At 72.8% G+C, this 20,184-nt stretch carries 16 protein-coding genes; 10 read left to right on the forward strand and 6 right to left on the reverse strand.

Annotated features, from left to right (window positions below; genetic code table 11):
• The first annotated feature begins 81 nt into the window (after positions 1-81).
• The 4 genes from ACFW1I_RS09515 to ACFW1I_RS09530 all read left to right on the forward strand — a co-directional run bounded on the left by ACFW1I_RS09515 (position 82) and on the right by ACFW1I_RS09530 (position 6,700).
• Complete coding sequence (locus ACFW1I_RS09515; RefSeq protein ID WP_384667982.1) at positions 82-1,206, forward strand: LLM class flavin-dependent oxidoreductase; 1,125 nt, start codon at positions 82-84, stop codon at positions 1,204-1,206.
• A 458-nt stretch (positions 1,207-1,664) separates the two neighbouring features.
• Positions 1,665-3,392, forward strand: coding sequence for an amidohydrolase family protein (locus ACFW1I_RS09520; RefSeq protein WP_384667985.1), 1,728 nt, complete (start codon positions 1,665-1,667; stop codon positions 3,390-3,392).
• Positions 3,389-4,843: an aldehyde dehydrogenase family protein gene (locus ACFW1I_RS09525; RefSeq protein ID WP_384667987.1), complete on the forward strand. Its 1,455-nt coding sequence runs from the start codon at positions 3,389-3,391 to the stop codon at positions 4,841-4,843. Before ACFW1I_RS09520 ends, ACFW1I_RS09525 begins: the two co-directional genes overlap by 4 nt.
• Before the next feature lie 291 nt (positions 4,844-5,134).
• On the forward strand, positions 5,135-6,700 hold the full coding sequence (locus tag ACFW1I_RS09530) for an APC family permease (protein WP_384667989.1): 1,566 nt from the start codon (positions 5,135-5,137) through the stop codon (positions 6,698-6,700).
• A gap of 86 nt (positions 6,701-6,786) precedes the next feature.
• Here ACFW1I_RS09530 and ACFW1I_RS09535 read toward each other — a convergent pair whose 3' ends face one another.
• Positions 6,787-7,002: a hypothetical protein gene (locus tag ACFW1I_RS09535; protein ID WP_384667992.1), complete on the reverse strand. Its 216-nt coding sequence runs from the start codon at positions 7,000-7,002 to the stop codon at positions 6,787-6,789.
• A gap of 58 nt (positions 7,003-7,060) precedes the next feature.
• On the opposite strand from ACFW1I_RS09535, the gene ACFW1I_RS09540 reads away from it, so the two are divergent.
• Complete coding sequence (locus ACFW1I_RS09540) at positions 7,061-7,537, forward strand: GNAT family N-acetyltransferase (RefSeq protein ID WP_384667994.1); 477 nt, start codon at positions 7,061-7,063, stop codon at positions 7,535-7,537.
• On the opposite strand, the gene ACFW1I_RS09545 is transcribed toward ACFW1I_RS09540, so the two are convergent.
• Positions 7,512-8,276 (reverse strand): GNAT family N-acetyltransferase, encoded by a 765-nt coding sequence (locus tag ACFW1I_RS09545; protein ID WP_384668108.1) that lies wholly within the window; start codon positions 8,274-8,276, stop codon positions 7,512-7,514. The genes ACFW1I_RS09540 and ACFW1I_RS09545 overlap by 26 nt on opposite strands.
• Positions 8,277-8,383: 107 nt before the next feature.
• Here ACFW1I_RS09545 and ACFW1I_RS09550 point away from each other — a divergent pair, with 107 nt between their 5' ends.
• From ACFW1I_RS09550 to ACFW1I_RS09560, 3 genes are all read left to right on the forward strand, one after another.
• A complete protein-coding gene (locus ACFW1I_RS09550) occupies positions 8,384-9,217 on the forward strand; it encodes a TIGR03619 family F420-dependent LLM class oxidoreductase (RefSeq protein WP_384667997.1) in 834 nt (277 codons plus the stop codon).
• Between the two features lie 64 nt (positions 9,218-9,281).
• Complete coding sequence (locus ACFW1I_RS09555) at positions 9,282-11,888, forward strand: bifunctional FO biosynthesis protein CofGH (RefSeq protein WP_384667999.1); 2,607 nt, start codon at positions 9,282-9,284, stop codon at positions 11,886-11,888.
• 170 nt (positions 11,889-12,058) lie between these two features.
• Complete coding sequence (locus ACFW1I_RS09560; RefSeq protein ID WP_384668000.1) at positions 12,059-13,153, forward strand: ADP-ribosylglycohydrolase family protein; 1,095 nt, start codon at positions 12,059-12,061, stop codon at positions 13,151-13,153.
• 13 nt (positions 13,154-13,166) lie between these two features.
• Here the strand turns inward: ACFW1I_RS09560 and ACFW1I_RS09565 are convergent, their stop codons facing one another.
• Positions 13,167-13,952, reverse strand: a complete 786-nt coding sequence (locus ACFW1I_RS09565; protein ID WP_384668002.1) for an SDR family oxidoreductase — start codon at positions 13,950-13,952, stop codon at positions 13,167-13,169.
• 86 nt (positions 13,953-14,038) lie between these two features.
• Between ACFW1I_RS09565 and ACFW1I_RS09570 the strand changes: the two genes are divergently transcribed.
• Positions 14,039-14,863 (forward strand): hypothetical protein, encoded by an 825-nt coding sequence (locus ACFW1I_RS09570; protein WP_384668004.1) that lies wholly within the window; start codon positions 14,039-14,041, stop codon positions 14,861-14,863.
• A gap of 101 nt (positions 14,864-14,964) precedes the next feature.
• Here ACFW1I_RS09570 and ACFW1I_RS09575 read toward each other — a convergent pair whose 3' ends face one another.
• The 3 genes from ACFW1I_RS09575 to ACFW1I_RS09585 all read right to left on the reverse strand — a co-directional run bounded on the left by ACFW1I_RS09575 (position 14,965) and on the right by ACFW1I_RS09585 (position 17,276).
• Positions 14,965-15,165, reverse strand: coding sequence for a DUF397 domain-containing protein (locus tag ACFW1I_RS09575; RefSeq protein WP_319008591.1), 201 nt, complete (start codon positions 15,163-15,165; stop codon positions 14,965-14,967).
• Between the two features lie 280 nt (positions 15,166-15,445).
• The gene (locus ACFW1I_RS09580; RefSeq protein ID WP_384668006.1) at positions 15,446-16,306 is read right to left on the reverse strand and encodes a helix-turn-helix domain-containing protein; all 861 of its coding nucleotides are present in this window, start codon (positions 16,304-16,306) and stop codon (positions 15,446-15,448) included.
• Between the two features lie 271 nt (positions 16,307-16,577).
• On the reverse strand, positions 16,578-17,276 hold the full coding sequence (locus ACFW1I_RS09585) for a GPP34 family phosphoprotein (protein ID WP_031013478.1): 699 nt from the start codon (positions 17,274-17,276) through the stop codon (positions 16,578-16,580).
• Positions 17,277-17,438: 162 nt separating this feature from the next.
• On the opposite strand from ACFW1I_RS09585, the gene ACFW1I_RS09590 reads away from it, so the two are divergent.
• Positions 17,439-19,772 (forward strand): D-alanyl-D-alanine carboxypeptidase, encoded by a 2,334-nt coding sequence (locus ACFW1I_RS09590; protein ID WP_384668009.1) that lies wholly within the window; start codon positions 17,439-17,441, stop codon positions 19,770-19,772.
• Positions 19,773-20,184 lie beyond the last annotated feature (412 nt).

A 20,184-nucleotide genomic window follows, 5' to 3' on the forward strand; every position in this document is an offset into this window, starting at 1 on the left:
ACGACTCGTCAGGTATTGACACGGCGCAGCACATCCAAGAATCTGACGACACGTCAGAAACTCACGAGGACGGTGACTTCCGTGGAATTCGGGATCTTCGTACAGGGATACGTCGGCAAGCGCGCCGAGACCGATCCCGAAGCCGAGCACAAGGCCCTCATGGAGGAGACCGAGTACGTCATCCAGGCGGACAAGTCCCACTTCAAGTACGCCTGGGCCTCCGAACACCACTTCCTGGAGGAGTACTCGCACCTCTCGGCCAACGACGTCTACCTGGGCTACCTCGCCCACGCCACCGAGCGCATCCACCTCGGCTCCGGCATCTTCAACCCGCTCGCCCCGGTCAACCACCCGGTGAAGGTCGCGGAGAAGGTCGCCATGCTCGACCACCTCTCCGCCGGCCGCTTCGAGTTCGGCTCCGGCCGCGGCGCCGGCTCCCACGAGATCCTCGGCTTCTTCCCGGGCATCACCGACATGAACCACACCAAGGAACTCTGGGAGGAGACCATCGCCGAGTTCCCCAAGATGTGGCTCCAGGACGAGTACGTCGGCTTCCAGGGCAAACACTGGTCCCTGCCGCCCCGCAAGATCCTCCCCAAGCCGTACGGCGCCTCCCACCCCGCCATGTGGTACGCCGCCGGCTCCCCGTCCTCGTACGCCATGGCCGGGAAGATGGGCCTCGGCGTCCTCGGCTTCAGCGTCCAGAAGGTCTCCGACATGGAATGGGTCGTCGAGTCCTACAAGAACGCGATCAAGGAGGCCAAGGCGGTCGGCGACTTCGTCAACGACAACGTCATGGTCACCTCGACCGCGATCTGCGCCGAGACCCACGAGAAGGCCGTCGAGATCGCCGTCGGCGGCGGACTGAACTACCTCCAGTCGCTGCTCTTCCGCTACCACGACACCTTCCCCCGGCCCGAGGGCATCCCCGAGTGGCCCGAGCTGCTCCCCGAGTACTCCGCCGAGATCATCGAACTCCTCATCGCCGAGGAGCTGATGATCTGCGGCGACCCGAGCGAGGTGCTCGCGCAGTGCCGGCGCTGGGAGCAGGCCGGCGCGGACCAGCTCTCCTTCGGCCTGCCGATCGGGATCTCCTACGAGGACACGATGAACACGATCAAGCTGATCGGCGAGCACGTGATCCCCGAGATCGACACGGACCCGATCCACCGCACGACCCGCTTCCGCCAGTCGGCGGGCTCCTGACCGAGCCGGCCCGGACGGGCGCCCCCCATGGCGGGCCGGCGCCCGCCCCCACCCACCCCCGTGTGGGCAGGCGTCCCGCTGGGGGTCCCCCCTGGACGAAGTCCTTGGGGGAGGGACGGGTGGGCACACGGGACGGCGCCCTTCGCGGCGCCTCCGCGTTCCGCGCCTGGACCCGCACCCCTAGCGCGGCGCCGTACCGGTGCGGGCCCAGGCCCGGAAGCCTCACGCGCCGGCAAGGGCGCCGTCCGTTGTGCCCACCCTCCCCCAAGCTCTCGGCTTCGCTCGAGCAGGGGGGACCCCCATCGCCCCAGCGGAACGATTGCCCACAACGGGCGGCGGAACACAAGCGCGAGCCGTCGGCTTCCCGGGCCGTCGGCTCGTCACCCGCCCCGGCCGGCGGCCGTTCCGCGGCGGCCCCGGCCGGGGCACACGCGTGGCCTTGGACAGAAAGGGACGTCATGCTCGACCACCTGATCAAGGGCGCCACCGTCGTGGACGGCACCGGCGCCCCCGCCCGCGTCGCCGACGTCGGCATCCGCGACGGCCGGATCGTGTTCCCGCCCCCCGGCGCGGAAGCCCGTACCACCGAGGACGCCACCGGACTCGTCCTCGCCCCCGGCTTCGTCGACCCCCACACCCACTACGACGCCCAGCTGTTCTGGGACCCGTACGCCACCCCCTCCATGAACCACGGCGTCACCACCGTCGCCGGCGGCAACTGCGGCTTCACCCTCGCCCCGCTCCACCCCGACCGGCCCGAGGACGCCGACTACACCCGCCGCATGATGTCCAAGGTCGAGGGCATGGCCCTCGCCGCGCTCGAAGAGGGCGTCGACTGGAGCTGGTCCACCTTCGGCGAGTACCTCGACGCCCTGGAGGGCCGGATCGCCGTCAACGCCGGCTTCATGGTCGGCCACTGCGCCCTGCGCCGGTACGTGATGGGCGAGGACGCCGTCGGCGGCGAGGCCACCCCCGAGCAGCTGGCGCGGATGACCGCCCTCCTCAAGGAGGCCATGGAGGCCGGCGCCTGGGGCCTGTCCACCACCCAGTCGTCCACCCACTCCGACGGCGACGGCGCCCCCGTCGCCTCCCGCCACGCGGGCCCCGCCGAGCTGATCGCCCTGTCGAAGGCGGTCGGCGAACACGAGGGCACCCAGCTGGAGGCGATCCTCGCGGGCTGCCTCGACCAGTTCTCGGACGCCGAGATCGACCTCTTCGTCGAGATGACGGCCGCCGCCGGACGCCCCCTGAACTGGAACGTCCTCACCATCGACGCCGCCGTCCCCGAACGCGTCCCCCGCCAGCTCACCGCCTCCGAACGGGCCCGCAAGTCCGGCGGCCGGATCGTCGCCCTCACCATGCCGATCCTCACCCCCATGAACATGTCCCTCGGCACCTTCTGCGCCCTCAACCTCATCCCCGGCTGGGGCGAGATCCTCGGCCTCCCCGTGCCCGAGCGGATCGCGAAGCTCCGCGACCCCGACGTACGGGCCGAGATGCTGCGGCGCGCCGACTCCCGGGAGGCCGGCGTCTTCCGCCGCCTCGCCCACTTCGGCCGGTACGTCATCGGCGACACGTACAGCCGCGAGAACGAGGGCCTGACCGGCCGGGTCGTGAAGGACATCGCCGCCGAACGCGGCCAGGACCCCTTCCAGTGCCTCGTCGAGATCTGCGCCAACGACGACCTCAGGACCGTCCTGTGGCCGATGCCCACCGACAACGACCCGGCCTCCTGGGCGCTGCGCGCCGAGACCTGGCAGCACGAGGACGTCATGCTCGGCGGCTCCGACGCCGGCGCCCACCTGGACCGCATGTGCGGAGCCCCGTACACCACCCGCTTCCTCGGCGACTGCCTGCGCGGCCGGAAGCTGGTGCCGCTGGAGCAGGCCGTGCGGATGCTCAGCGACGACCCGGCCCGGCTCTTCGGCCTCCGCGAGCGGGGCAGGATCGCCGAGGGCTTCCACGCCGACCTGGTCCTCTTCGACCCGGAGCGGATCGACGCCGGACCGGCGACCCTCGTCCACGACCTGCCCGGCGACAGCCCGCGCCTGGACTCGCGGGCGGTCGGGATCGTCTCCGTCCGCGTCAACGGGGTGGAGACCGTCAGGGACGACGAGGTGACCGGGGCGATCCCGGGCAGGGTGCTGCGCTCGGGCCGTGACACGAGGACGGTGGGCACCCGGTGAGGTCGGAGAAGCTCTACATCGGCGGCGAGTGGACCGAGCCCGACGGCGGCCACTACGAGGTGGTCAACCCGGCCACCGAGGAGGTCGTCGGGCTCGCCCCCGAGGCGTCCAGGGACCAGGTGTACGAGGCGGCCGCCGCCGCCCGCGACGCCTTCGCCCGCTGGTCGCGGACCAGGCCCGAGGAGCGGGCCGCGATCCTCGACCGGGCCGCCGCGATCATGGCCCGCGACGCCGACGCGCACACCCTCCTCGCCCGTGCCGAGACCGGCGCCACCACCGGCACCGCCCGCGGCATGCAGGTCGCCGTCGGCTCCGCCCGCTTCCGGCGGTACGCGAAGGGCGCCCTGGAACCGGTCGAGGAGGCCCTGCCGCCGCAGATCAACGAGGCCGGCCCGATGGGGAGGGCCGGCGTCTTCGGGGCCGTCGCCGTGCGCCGCCCGGTCGGCGTCGTCACCTGCGTCACCTCGTACAACAACCCCTGGGCCAACCCGGCCGGCAAGATCGCGCCCGCGCTCGCCATGGGCAACACCGTCGTGGTGAAGCCGGCCCCGCAGGACCCGCTGTCCGTCTTCGCCATGGTCCGCGCCCTGGAGGAGGCGGGCGCCCCGGCGGGGGTGGTCAACCTGGTCACCGGCTCCGCGCCCGCCGTCGGCGAGGCCGCCGTCGACTCCCCGGACGTCGACATGGTCTCCTTCACCGGCTCCACCGCCGTCGGCCAGGCCATCGGCGAGGTCTGCGGCCGGGCCATGAAACGGCAGCTGATGGAGCTGGGCGGCAAGGGCGCCGCGCTCGTCTTCGACGACGCCGACCTGGACTCGGCGGTCATGGGCATCGGCACCACCTTCGCCTTCTACAGCGGCCAGATCTGCACCGCCCCGACCCGCGTCCTCGCCCAGCGCCGGATCTACCGGCAGCTGATCGAGAAGCTGACCGGCTACCTGGCCTTCATGAAGGTCGGCGACCCGGCGGAGCAGGGCACGGTGGTGGGCCCGGTGATCTCGGCGGCCCACCGCGACCGGGTGGAGTCGTACGTGGAACTGGGCCGCAAGGAGGGCGCCACGGTCGTCGCCGGCGGCGAGCGCCCCGCCTTCGACCGCGGCTTCTACGTGGCCCCGACGCTGCTCGCCGACTGCACCAACGAGATGCGGGTGGTGCGCGAGGAGATCTTCGGCCCGGTCGTCGTGGTCGTCCCCTTCGACGACGAGGAGGAGGGGATCGCCCTCGCCAACGACAGCGACTACGGCCTGCTCGACTACGTGTGGTCCGGCGACGTGGCCCGCGCCTTCCGGGTGGCCGCCCGGCTGCGGGCCGGCGGCGTCGGGATCAACACCATCGGCCGGAACATGGAGGCGCCGTTCGGCGGCTTCAAGAAGAGCGGGATCGGCCGGGACGTGGGCTCGTACGCCCTCCACGCCTACAGCGAGCTGCAGGCGGTGGTCTGGCCGGGCTGACCGGTCGGTACAAAGGCCGGAACCCAGTCCTCCCAAGGGTTCCGGCCCTCCCGCCGGACGGCGGGAAAATTCCTCGGGAAAATTTGGAAACGGACATTCCGGGCTTCGCTGCGGTTCCCGCATATCGGACACCCGGCGGTCGACCTACCGGTTGGTCGGTCCTGCGGGGTGGTCGATCTTTCAATCATTGGCAGGTGTCCGGTCTGACCTCTCAATGCAAGGCATTGATCGATCACCTGAGCGGAGTCCGATCCTCCGGATAAGGAAACCGCAGCACTTAACGTCCTGTTCATGACTCAGGTGGAAGCACGGCCCCAGGCCGGAGACACGGTAAGGGGCGTCACCGCCCCGGGCGACACGCAGGGCGTGCGCACGAAGGGCCTCGGCGGCAACTCCGTCGGCCTCTTCGGCAACGCGATCATCGGCATCTCGACCGTCGCTCCGGTCTACTGCCTGACCTCCACCCTCGGCTCCACCGCCGGCGAGGTCGGCCTCCAGATGCCCGCCGTCTTCCTCGCGGGCTTCCTCCCCATGCTCCTCGTCGCCTTCGCGTACCGGGAGCTCAACCGGGCCATGCCCGACTGCGGCACCTCCTTCACCTGGACCGTGAAGGCGTTCGGCCCCAAGATCGGCTGGATGTGCGGCTGGGGCCTGGTGATCGCCACGATCATCGTGCTCTCCAACCTGGCCGGCGTCGCCACCTCGTACTTCTGGCTCCTCGCGGGCGAGATCTCCGGCAGCGAGTCCATCGCCGCCCTGGACGACAACAAGGCCGTCCACATCGTCACCTGCCTCGCCCTGATCGCCGTCGCCACCGCGATCAGCTACCGCGGCATGACGGCCACCAAGGGCGTCCAGTACACCCTCGTCGGCCTCCAGCTCGTCGTCCTCGCCGTCTTCGTCGCCCTGGCCCTCTCCAAGGCCGGCTCCTTCGAGACCTCGGTCGACTTCTCCTGGTCCTGGATGAACCCCTTCGCGGTCCAGTCCTTCGCCGCCTTCACCGCCGGCCTCTCCCTCTCGATCTTCATGTACTGGGGCTGGGACGCCTGCATGGCGACCAACGAGGAGACCGTCGGCAGCGAGAAGACCCCCGGCCGCGCCGCGCTCATCGCGATGGTCGTCCTGGTCGGCTCCTACCTCGCCACCGGCATCGCCGCGCAGATGGCCGTCGGCTCCGGCGACCAGGGCCTCGGCCTCGCCAACCCGGAGACCTCCGACAACGTCTTCGCCGCCCTCGCCGGCCCGGTCATGGGCCCCGTCCTCGGCGTCCTCCTCTTCGTCGCCGTCCTGGCCTCCGCCGCCGCGAGCCTCCAGACCACCTTCATCCCGGTCGCCCGCACGGTCCTCGCCATGTCCACGTACGAGGCCCTGCCGAAGTCCTTCACCAAGGTCCACCCCGTCTTCAAGACCCCCGGCAAGGCCACGATCGTGGCCGGCATCGCCACCGGCGCCTTCTACACGGTGATGACCCTGGTCAGCGAGCACGTCCTGGTCGACACCATCTACGCCCTCGGCCTGATGATCTGCTTCTACTACGCGCTGACCGCCTTCGCCTGCGTCTGGTACTTCCGCGCCGAGCTCTTCCGCTCCGCCCGCGACCTCGCCTTCAAGGGCCTCATGCCGCTCCTCGGCGGCCTGATGCTCACGGCGGTCTTCGGCAAGACGCTCTACGACATGTGGGACCCGGCCTACGGCTCCGGCTCCGCCGTCCTCGGCGTCGGCTCGGTCTTCGTCATCGGCGTCGGCCTGCTCCTCCTCGGCGTGGTCATCATGCTGGTCATGCAGCGCCGCAGCCCCGCCTTCTTCCGCGGCGAGGTCCTGACCAAGGAGACCCCGTCCCTGGTGGTCGCCGACTGACCCTCGGCACGCACACCTGAGTCACCCGGAAACGCGAAGGTGGCGGCCCCGTGGGGGGTGCCGCCACCTTCGTCCGTTCTCCGGGTTCAGTGCTGCCCGGGCAGCAGCCTCTCCACCGCCGCGTTGGCGGCCGGCATGTCGGCGGCCTGGGCGGGCTTCGCCTTCGGGGTCAGGACGCCGCTCAGCGGGACGACGGACGGGAGGTTCAGGCCGCCCGTGTCGGCGGCGGCGGTGCCGGCGGAGGCGAGGGCGCCGGTGGCGGCGACGGCGGTCAGGGCGGCTGCGGTGAGGATCCTCTTCATGACCGCTCCAACGGGGACCGGGCGGCAGCGGTTACGACGGCACTCCTACGATCACGCCATGAGCGAGCGGTACGGGAACGGCGACGGGGAATGGCGGCTGCGGCCGGGGCGGGCCGAGGACGTCGAGAGCGTCGCGGAGCTGCGGGCCGTCGTGATGCGCGCCGACCTGGAGCGGCTCGGGCGGTACGACGAGCGGCGGGTCCGGCAGCGGCTGCGGGACGGCTTCTCGGTCGCGTACACCTCGGTGATCGAGACCCCGGACGTGCCGCTCGCCGGCTGCGTCACCCTCCGGCCGGAGGGGACGGGCCTCTGCCTGGAGCACTTCTACCTCGCCCCGGACCTCCAGGGCCGCGGGCTCGGCACGGCCGTCCTGCGGCACCTGCTCGACCGGGCCGACGCGGCCGCCGCCCCCGTCCGGCTCTCCGTCCTCCAGGGCAGCGCCGCCCGCCGCCTCTACGAGCGGATGGGGTTCACCCGGGAGGCGGAGGACGAGGTGGATGTGTACATGGTCAGGGAGCCGGCGCCTCGGCGATGAGGGCGGTCGCGACCGTGCGGAAGCCGAGGCGGGCGTAGAGGCGCTCCACGTCCGCGTCCGAGGCCGTCAGGAAGACCAGACCGGCCCCGCGCGCCCGGGCGTCCGCGACCAGCGCGGCGGTCACTGCCAGACCCAGGCCCCGGCGCCGGGCCTCCGGGCGGGTGCCGACGCCGACGACCTCCGCCACCTCCCCGACGGGCTGCACCTGGCCGCCCGCCAGGGCCTCCCCGCTCACCGCGTCGAAACCGGCGGCGAGGACCGTCAGACCGGCGGCGATCCGCGCGGCGACCCGGGCCGCGTCACCGGGGCCCGGGGTCGCGCCGAAGGCCGCGTACGGGGCGGCGACGGCCGCCGCCAGCTCCGGATCGTCCGCGCCGACCGTCCGCACGCGCGCCCCCGCCGGCTCCGGTACGGCGAGCGGCGCGCCGTCCAGGACCATCAGCGGATGCTCGTGCACCACGAGCCCGCTCTCCTCCACGGCGGCCCGCAGCCCCGGCGTCGTCTCCGCCACCCACTCGAACGCCTCCGGCACCCCCAGCTCCCGCTGCCGGGCCCGCACCCCCTCCACGGCGGCCACCGGCACCGGCCCCGCGTGCCCCAGCGCGGGCCGCGCGTAGAAGGGCCAGCCGTCGGAGCCCTCGCGCACGAACAGGGTCAGCGGCCCGAAGTCCTCCCCGCGGGCGGAGCTGCGGGGCACGGCGTCGTAGTACGTCTCGATTCGGTTCAGCACGCGCGCCACGGTAGGCCCGGCGGGGGAGACGGGCACCCGGATTTCCCCCGCCGTTCCCGCCGACAACAGCCGTCCGGCCCCTCGGAATCGCGCGCCGCAGCCCCTACCGTGCCGTCATGCGGATCTCGACCACGATCTTCCTGACCGACGAGACCATCTCGCCCGTGCGGCTCGCCCGCGAGCTGGAGGCGCGCGGCTTCGCCGGGCTCTATCTGCCCGAGCACACCCACATCCCCGTGTCCCGGGAGACCGAGCACCCGGCGGGCGGCCGCGCCGCCCGCGAGTACGAGCGGACCCTCGACCCCTACGTCGCCCTCGCCCAGGCCGCGGCCGTCACCGACCGGCTCGCGCTCGGCACCGGCATCACGCTGCTCGCCCAGCACGACCCGATCGCCCTGGCCAAGCAGATCGCCACCCTCGACCACCTCTCCGGCGGGCGCCTCACCCTCGGCATCGGCTACGGCTGGAACCGCGAGGAGGCCTCCGACCACAACGTCGACTGGCCCGCCCGCCGCGACCTCGTGCACGACCGGCTCGCCCTGATGAAGGCCCTGTGGGCCCCCGAACCCACCGCGTACGAGGGCGAGTCCGGCTACTCCGTCCGCGCCTCGGAAGCCTGGCCCAAGCCGGCCGGCGGCGCGCCCCGGATCCTCCTCGGCGGAGCCGCCGGCCCGAAGCTGTTCCGGGCGATCGCCGAGCACACGGACGGCTGGATGCCGATCGGCGGCCGCGGCCTGACCGAGTCCCTCCCGGTCCTGCGCCGGGCCTGGGAGGAAGCGGGCCGCGACCCGAAGGCCCTCCAGGTCGTCCCGTACGCCGTCCTCCCCACCCCCGGCAAACTCGCCCACTACGCCGAACTCGGCTGCGAGGAGACCGTCCTCCAGCTCCCCCCGGCCGGCGGGACCGAAGTCCTCCGCGTCCTGGACGCGTACGCGGAGCACCTGGGGTGACGGGCGGATGACAAGGTGCGGGACCCCGGCCCGGCACCGGGGCTCCCGCTCGTATGCTCGGGGCATGACGGACCACCAGACCGGCCGGGAGGCCGACCAGCAGGGGGCTGCCCCGACCAGGAACGCGATGCGGCGGGCGCTGCGGCGGGCGCGGGACGGGGTCGCGCTCGACGTGGCCGAGGCGGCGGTGCTGCTGCGGGCGCGCGGCGAGGACCTGGACGAGCTGGTCGGCGTGGCGGGGCGGGTGCGGGACGCCGGGCTCGAGGCGGCCGGGCGGCCGGGGGTGATCACGTACTCGAAGAGCGTGTTCATACCCCTGACCCGGCTGTGCCGGGACAAGTGCCACTACTGCACCTTCGTCACCGTGCCGGGCAAGCTGCGGCGGGACGGCCACGGGATGTTCCTGTCGCCGGACGAGGTGCTGGACATCGCCCGGCGCGGTGCCGAACTCGGCTGCAAGGAAGCGCTCATCACGCTCGGCGACAAGCCGGAGGAGCGGTGGCCGGAGGCGCGGGAGTGGCTGGACGCGCACGGGTACGACGACACCCTGGCGTACGTGCGGGCGATGTCGGTGCGGATCCTGGAGGAGACCGGGCTGCTGCCGCACCTCAACCCGGGCGTGCTGTCGTGGACGGACTTCCAGCGGCTGAAGCCGGTCGCCCCGTCGATGGGCATGATGCTGGAGACCACCGCCACCCGGCTGTGGTCCGAGCCCGGCGGTCCGCACTACGGCTCGCCCGACAAGGAACCGGCCGTGCGGCTGCGGGTCCTGGAGGACGCGGGGCGGTCGTCCGTGCCGTTCACCTCGGGGCTGCTCCTCGGGATCGGGGAGACGTACGAGGAGCGGGCGGAGTCGCTGTTCGCGCTGCGGCGCGTGGCGCGGGCGTACCACGGCGTCCAGGAACTGATCATCCAGAACTTCCGGGCCAAGCCGGACACGGCGATGCGCTCGATGCCGGACGCCGAGCTGGACGACCTGGTCGCGGCGGTGGCCGTGGCCCGGCTGATCATGGGTCCGTCGGCCTGCCTCCAGGCGCCGCCGAACCTGGTGGACGCCGAGTACGAGCGGCTGATCGCGGCCGGCATCGACGACTGGGGCGGCGTCTCGCCCCTCACCATCGACCACGTCAACCCCGAGCGGCCCTGGCCCCGCATCGACGAGCTCGCCGCGCACTCCCGCGCCGCCGGCTTCGAGCTGCGCGAACGGCTCTGCGTCTACCCCGAGTTCGTCAAGCGCGGCGAGCCGTGGCTGGACCCGCGGATCATGCCGCACGTGCGCGCGCTCGCCGACCCCGAGACCGGCCTCGCCGACCCGGACGCGGTCGTGCGCGGCCTGCCGTGGCAGGAGCCGGACGAGACCTTCACCGCCACCGGCCGGACCGACCTCTTCACGGCCATCGACACCGAGGGCCGGACCGGTGACCGGCGGGCCGACTTCGACGAGGTGTACGGCGACTGGGAGGCGCTGCGGGAGGCCGCCGCGCCCGGCATGCTGCCCGAGCGGATCGACGCCGACGTGCGCGAGGCGCTGGCCGTCGCCGCCGACGACCCGACGAAGCTCACCGACCCGCAGGCCCTCGCCCTCCTGCACGCCGACGGGCCGGCCCTGGACGCGCTGTGCGCGGTCGCCGACGACGTGCGCAAGTCCGTCTCCGGCGACGAGGTGACGTACATCGTCACCCGGAACATCAACTTCACCAACGTCTGCTACACCGGCTGCCGCTTCTGCGCCTTCGCCCAGCGCCGCACCGACGCCGACGCGTACACCCTCTCCCTGGACCAGGTCGCCGACCGCGCCCAGCAGGCGTGGGACGTCGGCGCGGTCGAGGTCTGCATGCAGGGCGGCATCCACCCCGACCTGCCCGGCACCGCGTACTTCGACATCGCCCGGGCCGTCAAGGAGCGGGTCCCGGGCATGCACGTGCACGCCTTCTCGCCGATGGAGGTCGTCAACGGCGCCACCCGTACCGGCCTGTCCATCCGGGAGTGGCTGACGGCGGCGAAGGAGGCCGGGCTCGACTCGATCCCCGGCACCGCCGCCGAGATCCTCGACGACGAGGTCCGCTGGGTGCTGACCAAGGGCAAACTGCCCACCGCCACCTGGATCGAGGTGGTCACCACCGCCCACGAGCTGGGCATCCGGTCGTCCTCGACGATGATGTACGGGCACGTCGACCAGCCCCGCCACTGGCTCGGCCACCTCCGCACCCTCGCCGGGATCCAGCAGCGGACCGGCGGGTTCACGGAGTTCGTGACCCTTCCCTTCATCCACACCAACGCGCCCGTCTACCTCGCCGGCATCGCCCGCCCGGGCCCGACGATCCGCGACAACCGCGCCGTGACCGCGATGGCCCGCCTCCTCCTCCACCCCCACATCCCCAACATCCAGACGAGCTGGGTCAAGCTGGGCACGGAGGGCGCGGCGGAGATGCTGCGGTCGGGCGCGAACGACCTCGGCGGGACGCTGATGGAGGAGACCATCTCCCGTATGGCCGGGTCGAGTTACGGCTCGTACCGCTCCATCCGCGACCTGGAGGCGATCGCGGAGGCGGCGGGCCGCCCGTCCCGCCCCCGCACCACCCTCTACGGCGAGGTCCCCGCCGAGCGCCAGGCGGCCGCCCGTGCCTCCGACGGGCACCTGCCGGAGCTGCTGCCGGTGGTGGAGGGCTGAGGGTCGGGTCCCCGGGCGCGCCGGGCGAAGCTCGGGTGAACTGTGGTCAAAAGCGGCCTGAAGGGCGTCCGATCACATAAGTCTTTGCACCCCGAACGGACACACCCGGTCGATTAGAGTGCTGCGGAGACCGGTGAGAGAACGGGACCTCGGACGGGGGAGGGCACGTCGTGACCACCACTGCCGCGGCCGTGTGGGGCCGCGCCGAACAACAGGACTTCCGCTCGCGCGTCCGCGGCTGTCTGCTCGGTGCGGCCGTCGGCGACGCGTTCGGCGCGGGCGCGCACGAGCGGACGCTGAAGGAACTCCGTGAGGCGCACGGCGACGCGGGCCTCACCGAACCCCCGGACGGCACCCTGCCCGTCACCGCCGCCACCCAGATGAGCCTCTTCACCGTCGACGGCCTCATCCGCGCCCACGTCCACCGCGACAGCGGCGTCTGGCACCCGCCCACCGACGTCCACCGCGCCCAGCTGCGCTGGGCCGCCACCCAGCGCGACTGGGGCCCCGACGAACGGCGCCGCGACAACGGCTGGCTCGGCCGCCAGGAGTGGCTCTACGCCCGCCGCCGGCCGCCCCGCGCCTGCCTCACCGGCCTCGGCGACGAACGGCTCGGCACCCTCGACCAGCCCAAGAACCCCGACGCCGGCGACTCCGGCGCGCTCGCCCGCTCCGCGCCCTTCGGCCTCCTCGTCGGCTGGGAGCCGCAGCTCGTCTGCCAGCTCGCCGTCGAGTGCGCCGCCCAGACGCACGGCGCGCCCGCCGCCACCCTGGCCGCCGGCGCGCTCGCCGTGACCGTGCACGGCGTGGCCCGCGGCGCCTCCGTCGAGGCCGCCGCCGGTACGGCCCTGGCGCTGCTGGCCGCCCGCGCCGGCCACGAGCCCGTCACCGAGGCCCTGACCCGCGCCCTCGGAGCCGTACGCGAGGGCGTCCCGGACGCGGACCGGGTGACCGCCCTCGGGGCGGACCAGGACACCGCGGAGGGACAGCTGGCCGCCGCCGTCTACTGCGCCCTCGTCGGCGAGGACGTCCGCCACGGGCTCCGCCTCGCCGCCAACCACGACGGCCCCTCCGCGGTGACCGCCGCGGTCACCGGCGCCCTCCTCGGCGCCCAGCACGGCGAGACGGCCCTCCCGCCGGCCTGGCTGGCGGCGCTGGAAGGCCGCGGCACGATCCTCGAACTGGCCGACGACCTGTCCCTGGAACTCACCCAGGCCGCCACCCTCCACACCCCCACCTGGCACACCCGCTACCCGACGCCATGACGCCGCCGAGCCCTCACCGCATCACCTCTCCCGCGTTCACCAGCAGCGACTGACCCGTGATCGACCGCGCCCGCGCCGACGCGAGGAAGGCGACCGCGTCCGCGACGTCCGCGTCCGTGGCCAGGTCCGGCAGCGCGACCCGGGAGGTGAGCCGGTCCAGGACCGCAGCCTCCTCCACCCCCTCCGCCTGCGCCGTGAAGCGGACGAACGCCTCCACCGGCGGGCCCCACATCCACCCCGGCAGCACCGTGTTGACCCGGATCCGGTCGGGCCCCAGCTCCCGCGCCAGCGAGTACATCGCCGAGGTCAGCGCCCCCTTGGACGCGGCGTACGCGGCCTGCTGCACCTGGGTCGGAGCGGCGACGGCCGACTGCGTGCCGATGAGGACGACCGAGCCGCCCCCGCCCGCCCGCAGTGCCGGCAGGCACGCCCGGGTCATCCGCAGGGTGCCGAGCAGGTTGACGTCGAGGACGCCCTGCCAGGTGGCGAAGTCGGCGTCGGCGAGGCCGCCGAAGTACGAGTCCCAGGCGGCGACGTGGACGACCGCGTCGATCCCGCCGAACCGTTCGACGGCCAGCGCGGCCAGCGCCTCGCACTGCCGCTCGTCGGTGATGTCGGTGGCGAGGTGCGCGGTGCGCCCGCCCGCCGGGTCGATCGCGGCCGCCGTCTTGGCCAGATTGGCCTCGGTGCGGGCGCCGAGGACCGCGTTGCCCCCGTCGCGCACCACCGCCTCCGCGACCCGGTGGCCGAGTCCGGTCCCGACGCCCGACACGACGACCGTCTTCCCCTGGAGCAGCATCCGGGTGCCTCCCGCCTCTGGTCACTGATCTGACGGTCCGTCAGAGTAGGTGGCCCGAGCCGCACTGGGAAGGGAGACGACGGAGGATGAGCGACGCCGAGACGTACGGGGAGCTGGCCGCCACCGGGCCGTACGGGGTCCGCCCCGGCCACGCCCTGATCACCATGGTGGAGCCGCACCCGGGCCACGAGTACGCGTACAACCGCTGGTACGAGGACGACCACTACTACGCCGGCGCGATGGCGATGCCCTGGATGTACGCGGGCCGCCGCTGGGTCGCCACCCGCGACCTCCAGGAGCTCCGGACGCCCGAGAAGTCCGCCGTCGCACAGCCCGTCACGGCCGGCTGCTACCTCTCCACCTACTGGATCACCGACGGCCGCTACGACGAGCACATGAAGTGGACCGTCGCCATCAACAAGCGCCTCAACCGCGACGCCCGCGTCTACCACGACCGCACCCACGTCTTCACGTCCTTCCAGGACCACGAGACGACGGTGTACCGGGACGGGGCGGCCGGTCCGCGCGACTTCCACGCCCTCGACCACCCCTACGCGGGCCTGGTCCTCCAGGTCGTGGACTGCGCGGGCCCGGCGGAGCGCGCCGCGCTCCTGGAGCGGCTGGCCGCCCGCGAACTCCCGCGCCGGCTGGCCGGTTCACCGGCGGCGATGGTGACCGTCTTCCGCCCGACGCCGCTGCCCGGCGACCGCATGACCTACGTGAAGCAGGTGGAGGGCGTCGACACCCGGCTCACCCTGCTCTGGTTCCTGGAGCGGGACCCGCGCGACTGCTGGGCGGAGCACTTCGCGGACCTCGACGGGCTCGCGGGAGGGGAGGGGCGGGTCGAGCTGGTGGCGCCGTTCGTCCCGACCGTGCCCGGGACGGACCGGTACGTGGACCGGCTGAGGTGACGGACTCCCACCGGGTCCGGACATGAGAGAGCCCTCTCGGCCAGGACGGCGGACCGGACGAGAGGGCGGCTCCACGGATGGTGCCTGCGGTGCTGCGAGGCTCAGAGGGCCCCGTTGCTCACCTGGCCGACGAAGGCGTTCCACGAGCCCGGTCCGAAAGAGAGAGACGGGCCCTCGGGCGCCTTGGAGTCGCGGACGGCGATGGCGGCGACGACCGGGGACTTCACCTCGACGCAGGCGCCGTTGCCGCCGGAGTAGGAGGACTTGGTCCAGTTGTCGGTGGCACCCTGGATGATGGCCATGATGTGCTCAGCTCCGGTTCTGCCCGAGGGGCGTGAGAGTCGGTGCCGGCGTGATCTCCACCGGCCTGATCGACGCTACTCGCCGGTCCCGAGCGGCGGGACCGGCGTTCACACGACCGGGTGACATATGCCAACTGAGCTTCCGACGAGCCGAGTCGGGGGTGTACCGTGTCCGCCCCTGCTGGTTCAGACCTGCCGCAGACCCCTCGTCCCCGCCGGGCCTGTCCGCACCTGCCTGACCTGCCCCAACCGCCCCGGACCGCCCCGAGTGCCGGGACTGTCAGCCCTGGGCGTAGCCCTTCGCGATGTCGGCCACGAACTCCCGCGTCTGCTCCACGCCCAGCGCCTGCGCCCGCAGGTGCTCGTACATGTAGCTGTACTTCGAGACGTCCGGCCCCTTCTCCAGGTACAGGTCGCTCGTCACGCCCTCGATGTAGACGACGCTGGAGTCGGAGGCGTCCGGGAACTCCAGGATCGAGTACTGGCCGCTGATGCCCGGGTGCGCGCCCGTGTCGAAGGGCAGCACCTGCACGGTCACGTGCGGCAGGTGCGACTGCTCGACGAGGTGCTCCAGCTGCTCGACCATCACCTGCCGGTTGCCGACCACCCGGCGCAGCGCGGCCTCGTCGATGACCGCCCACAGGCGCAGCGGGCGCTCCTCGTCGCGGATCCGGTCCTGGCGGCGGGTGCGGACGGTGGCCCGCTTCTCGATGTCCGCCGGCGTCGACTCGGGGAGCGCGCCGGAGATGACGGCGGTGGCGTACGCGCGGGTCTGGAGCAGACCGGGGATGATCTGCGGCTCGTAGACGCGCAGGCTCTGCGCGTCCGTCTCCAGGCCGATGTAGACGCTGTACGGGATGTCGCCGAAGGCGTGCCACCAGCCCTGCTGCCGGGAGTCCTTGGCCATCTGCATGAGGGAGTTGACCATGGCCTCGTCCTCGACCTCGTACACCCCGCACAGGTCGCGCACGTCGCGCTGGCTGATGGAGCGGCGGCCGTTCTCGAGCCGGCTGATCTTGGACTGGGAGACGAGGAGGCGCTCGGCGACCTGCTCGGCCGTCATGCCCTTGCCCTCACGGAGCTTGCGCAGCTCCTGGCCCAATCGGCGTCGCCTGACGGTGGGGTTGACACTGGACGCCACGGAAACTGCACCTCCGGCTGCTGTCTGCGATGCGTAGCTGTGAGTATCTACTGCTTGGCAGACTGCCACCAAAGGTGCGGCATGCGCTGGGAAAACGCGACAACGACCGTGCGGGTGCTCGGATTCGACGCGGATGTGCGGGACGCCCGGAGGCGCCCCGCACACCTCTGTGCGGCTCCCGGAGGGTTCGTGTGCGTGGTGCGTGGTGCGTGGTGCGTGTGTGCGTGTACGCGCGCGTGGTGCGTGACGTACGGGGGGTGGTGCGTCCGCCTCAGTGGGCGGCGGCGCGGGCCATGCTGCCCCGCGGCTGGGCGGGGACGCCCTGACCGCTCCGGCGCGGCTGTGCGGCCGCGCCGTTCTGGACGTCCATGACGGCGTGCGCCACGAGACCGCCCATGGGGTCGTGCCGGATCAGGTCGCGCAGCCGGGACCGCGACGACCGTCCTTCGTTGCCGGGGTACAGGTGCTTGCCGAGACCGACCGCGTGGGCCAGTGCGGCGAGCGCCGCGGTCCGCGGGTCCGGCGGTACGCCGGTGCGGATCGCACTGTCCAGCCGGGCCCTGATCTCCCGGCTGATCGCCGTGTCCGTCGCCTGGTAGCGAGTCGTCGGCAGCACCCCGCACATCTGGCCCTCCACGGCATGCACCATGCCGCATCGCTCCAGATGCGAGAGATACGTCTGGCGGAGCCCCAGCCGGGGCCCGCCGATCCAGTGGACGGCCCGGACCGGACTGCCGCGCCTGCGCAGCAGTTCCAGTGCGGAGTCCAGAGTCGGATCTCCGGTCGGCCGTGGCATCACCACGGCGATACGATCCCCGTCAGGGGCTATCCGTCCTGCCAGAGCCAGCTCCACTAGCTGTGCTCCGGCAAGGCCCAGGTCGAGCGACTGCGGCTGCGCTGTGGTACCCGTGGCCGGGTCCAGAGCGAGCAGCAGAAGCTCCTCCGGAATGGTTCTGCGGCTCCTGCCCATCCATGCCTCCCCGCGTGGATGAATGACAGGGTGACCCCTCTCACATTCATCTGTCGAGAGTGCCTGGGTGGTTCGTCCGGGAACCAGTAGGTATGTCGTTCTCGTCTAGCACGGGAGCCAAGGGGTTCACACAGGACACTGGTAGACGGTTCGGACGTACGTATGACGCATGGAGGAGGCACGGTGGCGGGCGAGTCCCCCGACAGGGCGGAGCAGCAGGGGTCGTCGGAGGGGAAGACGACGGCGGCGGCGCCGACGGTTGCGTCCTCGGGGACCCCGGCGTCCGCGGTGTCCGCGCCGGACCGGGTGGACCAGCCGACGGCGGTCTTCAAGACCCTGGCGCCGCGCACCCCGGAGGACGACGCGGAGAAGCCGGCCGACGAGCCCGCGGCGCGACCGGAGGGCGAGGGCGGCGACCGCCTGAAGCAGGCCGTGGCGGCGTGGGTCGCGACGGCGGCGCCGGACGGGGCCGAGGACGAGGCCGGGACCGGGGACGGTGCGACCGGGGCCGAGGCCGGGGACGAGGCGCCCGAGGCGTCTCAGGCGTCCGTGGCGGCCGAGGAGCCCGTGTCCGCGCCGGAGGAGCCCTCGACGGCCTCGGCGGCCTCCGGGGCCGACCGGGACGCCGACGAGGCGCCGAAGGCGGCGGAGCCGTCCTGGTTCGCCGCGAAGAAGCCGGCGGAGCCGAAGGCGGAGAGCCCGAAGGCCGAGAGCCCGAAGGCGGAGAGCCCGAAGGCCGAGACGCCGGCGCCGAAGGCGGAGGCGCCCAAGGCGGAGACGCCGAAGACGGAGGCGCCCGCGCCCGAGGCCGAGACGGAGGCCCCCGCCCCCCGGGCCGAGGAGCCGGTCGACCAGCCGACCACCATGTTCCGGGCCGTCCGTCCGCCGGCCGCGCCCGCCGTGGACCAGCCGACGACCGCGTTCAAGCTGCCGCGCGGCGCCGCGGGCCCCGACTCCGACAGCGAGCGGACGAGCACCTTCGTACCGCTCCGCCCGGACATCCCGGCCGAGCAGAAGAAGCCCACCACCGCTTCCGCCTCCGCCGCCTCCGCCGACAAGCCGGCGGCCGGGTCCGCTCCGGCGCCGGCCGCTCCCGCCGCGCCGCGGACGCCCCGGCCGACGCCGGCGAAGGCCGCCGTGCCCTCGCCCGCCCCGGCCCCCGCCCCCGTCCTCGGCGAGCCCGAGCGCACCCGGCAGCAGCCGCTCCCGCCGCTGCCCCCGCTCGACCTGCTGGCCGAGCTGACGAACACCCCGCCCCCGCCGCCGAACGCCTGGCGCACGACCATGCGGCGGGTCCGGATCTGGACCCCGCTGGTCCTGCTCCTCCTGATCGTCTTTGCGATCGTGCAGATGGTCCGGCCGCTGCCGGCGCCCGCGCTGAAGCTCTCCGCCGCGCCGTCGTACACCTTCGAGGGCGGCCCGCTCCAGATGCCGTGGCCGAACGAGGGCCAGGGCGCGGTGGAGGTCGAGGGCGTCGGCTCCATGGGCACCTGGGGTCCGCAGAAGCCGGCCCCGATCGCGTCCGTGACGAAGACGATGACCGCGTACGTGATCCTCCGCGACCACCCGATCAAGGGGAAGCAGGGGGGTCCCGAGATCACCATCGACAAGAAGGCCGCCGACCAGGCGAACGCGGTCCACGAGTCGACGGCGGCGGTCAAGGAGGGTCAGACCTACTCGGAGAAGGAGCTCCTGGAGCTCCTGATGATCCCGTCGGCCAACAACGTGGCCCGGCTGCTCGCGCGCTGGGACGCCGGCTCGGAGCAGGCGTTCGTCGACAAGATGAACGCCGCCGCCAAGGACCTGGGCATGACCCAGTCCCGCTACACGGACCCGTCCGGCCTGCTCGACTCCACCGTCTCGACCCCGCAGGACCAGCTGAAGCTGGCGAAGGCGGTCATGCAGTACGACGTGTTCCGCGAGATCGTGAACATGCCGAACGTCACGGTGGACGGCATCGCCGGCCGCATCGAGAACAACAACAACATCCTGCTCCACGACGGTGTGAACGGCATCAAGACCGGCTCGTCCACCCCGGCCGGCGGCAACCTGCTCTGGTCGGCGAACACCGTCGTCGACGGCGAGAACCGCCGCATCCTCGGCATCGTGATGGGCGCCAAGAACGCGAAGATCCTCAACCAGAAGCTCCAGCTCGCCATCGACAACAGCCTCAAGCTGATCCAGCAGGCGCAGAAGGACGTGACCTCCGCGTCCGTCGTCGAGAAGGGCCAGGTCGTCGGCTACATCGACGACGGCCTGGGCGGCCGGACGCCGGTCGTGGCGACGAAGGAGCTCAAGGCGGTCGGCTGGCCGGGCCTCAAGGTCCGGCTGGCGCTGACCGACGGCGGCAAGGCCGTCCCGCACGCCGGCAAGGCCGGGGACGTCGTCGGCACGATCTCGATCGGCACGGGCACCGGGAAGGTCAGCGCCCCGGTGGCGCTGAAGACCGACCTGGTGGAGCCCGGTTTCGACAAGAAGCTGACCCGGGTGGGCTGACGCGCGGGCCGCACGGCCGGCTGACCTGATCGGGTGGGCGCCCCGGACGACCGGGGCGCCCTGCTGTTAGCGTCTTCGGGGGACGAGACGCGACACGCGGAGCCGCGCGGGACGCGAGACGGGCAGAGGGAAGCAGCACGGGAAAGGGCCGCAGTGACCACCGCCGAGCCGACACGCGCGGACCGCAGCACGGCTGCCGCGCCCCTTTCCCTACGGGAACCCGAACGGGCCACCGACCGGGAGACCGCCCCGGGAGCCGACCCGTCGGCCGGCCCGGGAGCCGATCCCTCGGCCGGCCGGGAACCCGATCGAGAACCTGACCGAGATCCCTCTCGGGAACCCGCTCGTGAACCCGCTCGTGAACCCTCTCGGGAACCCCGACAGGCCCGCACCACCACCCCCACCCTCCCCA

Source organism: Streptomyces sp. NPDC058955, from assembly GCF_042741435.1.
Taxonomy (GTDB): domain Bacteria; phylum Actinomycetota; class Actinomycetes; order Streptomycetales; family Streptomycetaceae; genus Streptomyces.

Bases quoted from the DNA above. Each gene is read 5' to 3' on its own strand.
- ACFW1I_RS09520 (WP_384667985.1), top strand. From the start codon at position 1,665: ATGCTCGACCACCTGATCAAGGGCGCCACCGTCGTGGACGGCACCGGC.
- ACFW1I_RS09530 (WP_384667989.1), top strand. From the start codon at position 5,135: ATGACTCAGGTGGAAGCACGGCCCCAGGCCGGAGACACGGTAAGGGGC.
- ACFW1I_RS09535 (WP_384667992.1), bottom strand. From the start codon at position 7,002: ATGAAGAGGATCCTCACCGCAGCCGCCCTGACCGCCGTCGCCGCCACC.
- ACFW1I_RS09540 (WP_384667994.1), top strand. From the start codon at position 7,061: ATGAGCGAGCGGTACGGGAACGGCGACGGGGAATGGCGGCTGCGGCCG.
- ACFW1I_RS09550 (WP_384667997.1), top strand. From the start codon at position 8,384: ATGCGGATCTCGACCACGATCTTCCTGACCGACGAGACCATCTCGCCC.
- ACFW1I_RS09555 (WP_384667999.1), top strand. From the start codon at position 9,282: ATGACGGACCACCAGACCGGCCGGGAGGCCGACCAGCAGGGGGCTGCC.
- ACFW1I_RS09565 (WP_384668002.1), bottom strand. From the start codon at position 13,952: ATGCTGCTCCAGGGGAAGACGGTCGTCGTGTCGGGCGTCGGGACCGGA.
- ACFW1I_RS09570 (WP_384668004.1), top strand. From the start codon at position 14,039: ATGAGCGACGCCGAGACGTACGGGGAGCTGGCCGCCACCGGGCCGTAC.
- ACFW1I_RS09575 (WP_319008591.1), bottom strand. From the start codon at position 15,165: ATGGCCATCATCCAGGGTGCCACCGACAACTGGACCAAGTCCTCCTAC.
- ACFW1I_RS09585 (WP_031013478.1), bottom strand. From the start codon at position 17,276: ATGGGCAGGAGCCGCAGAACCATTCCGGAGGAGCTTCTGCTGCTCGCT.
- ACFW1I_RS09590 (WP_384668009.1), top strand. From the start codon at position 17,439: ATGACGCATGGAGGAGGCACGGTGGCGGGCGAGTCCCCCGACAGGGCG.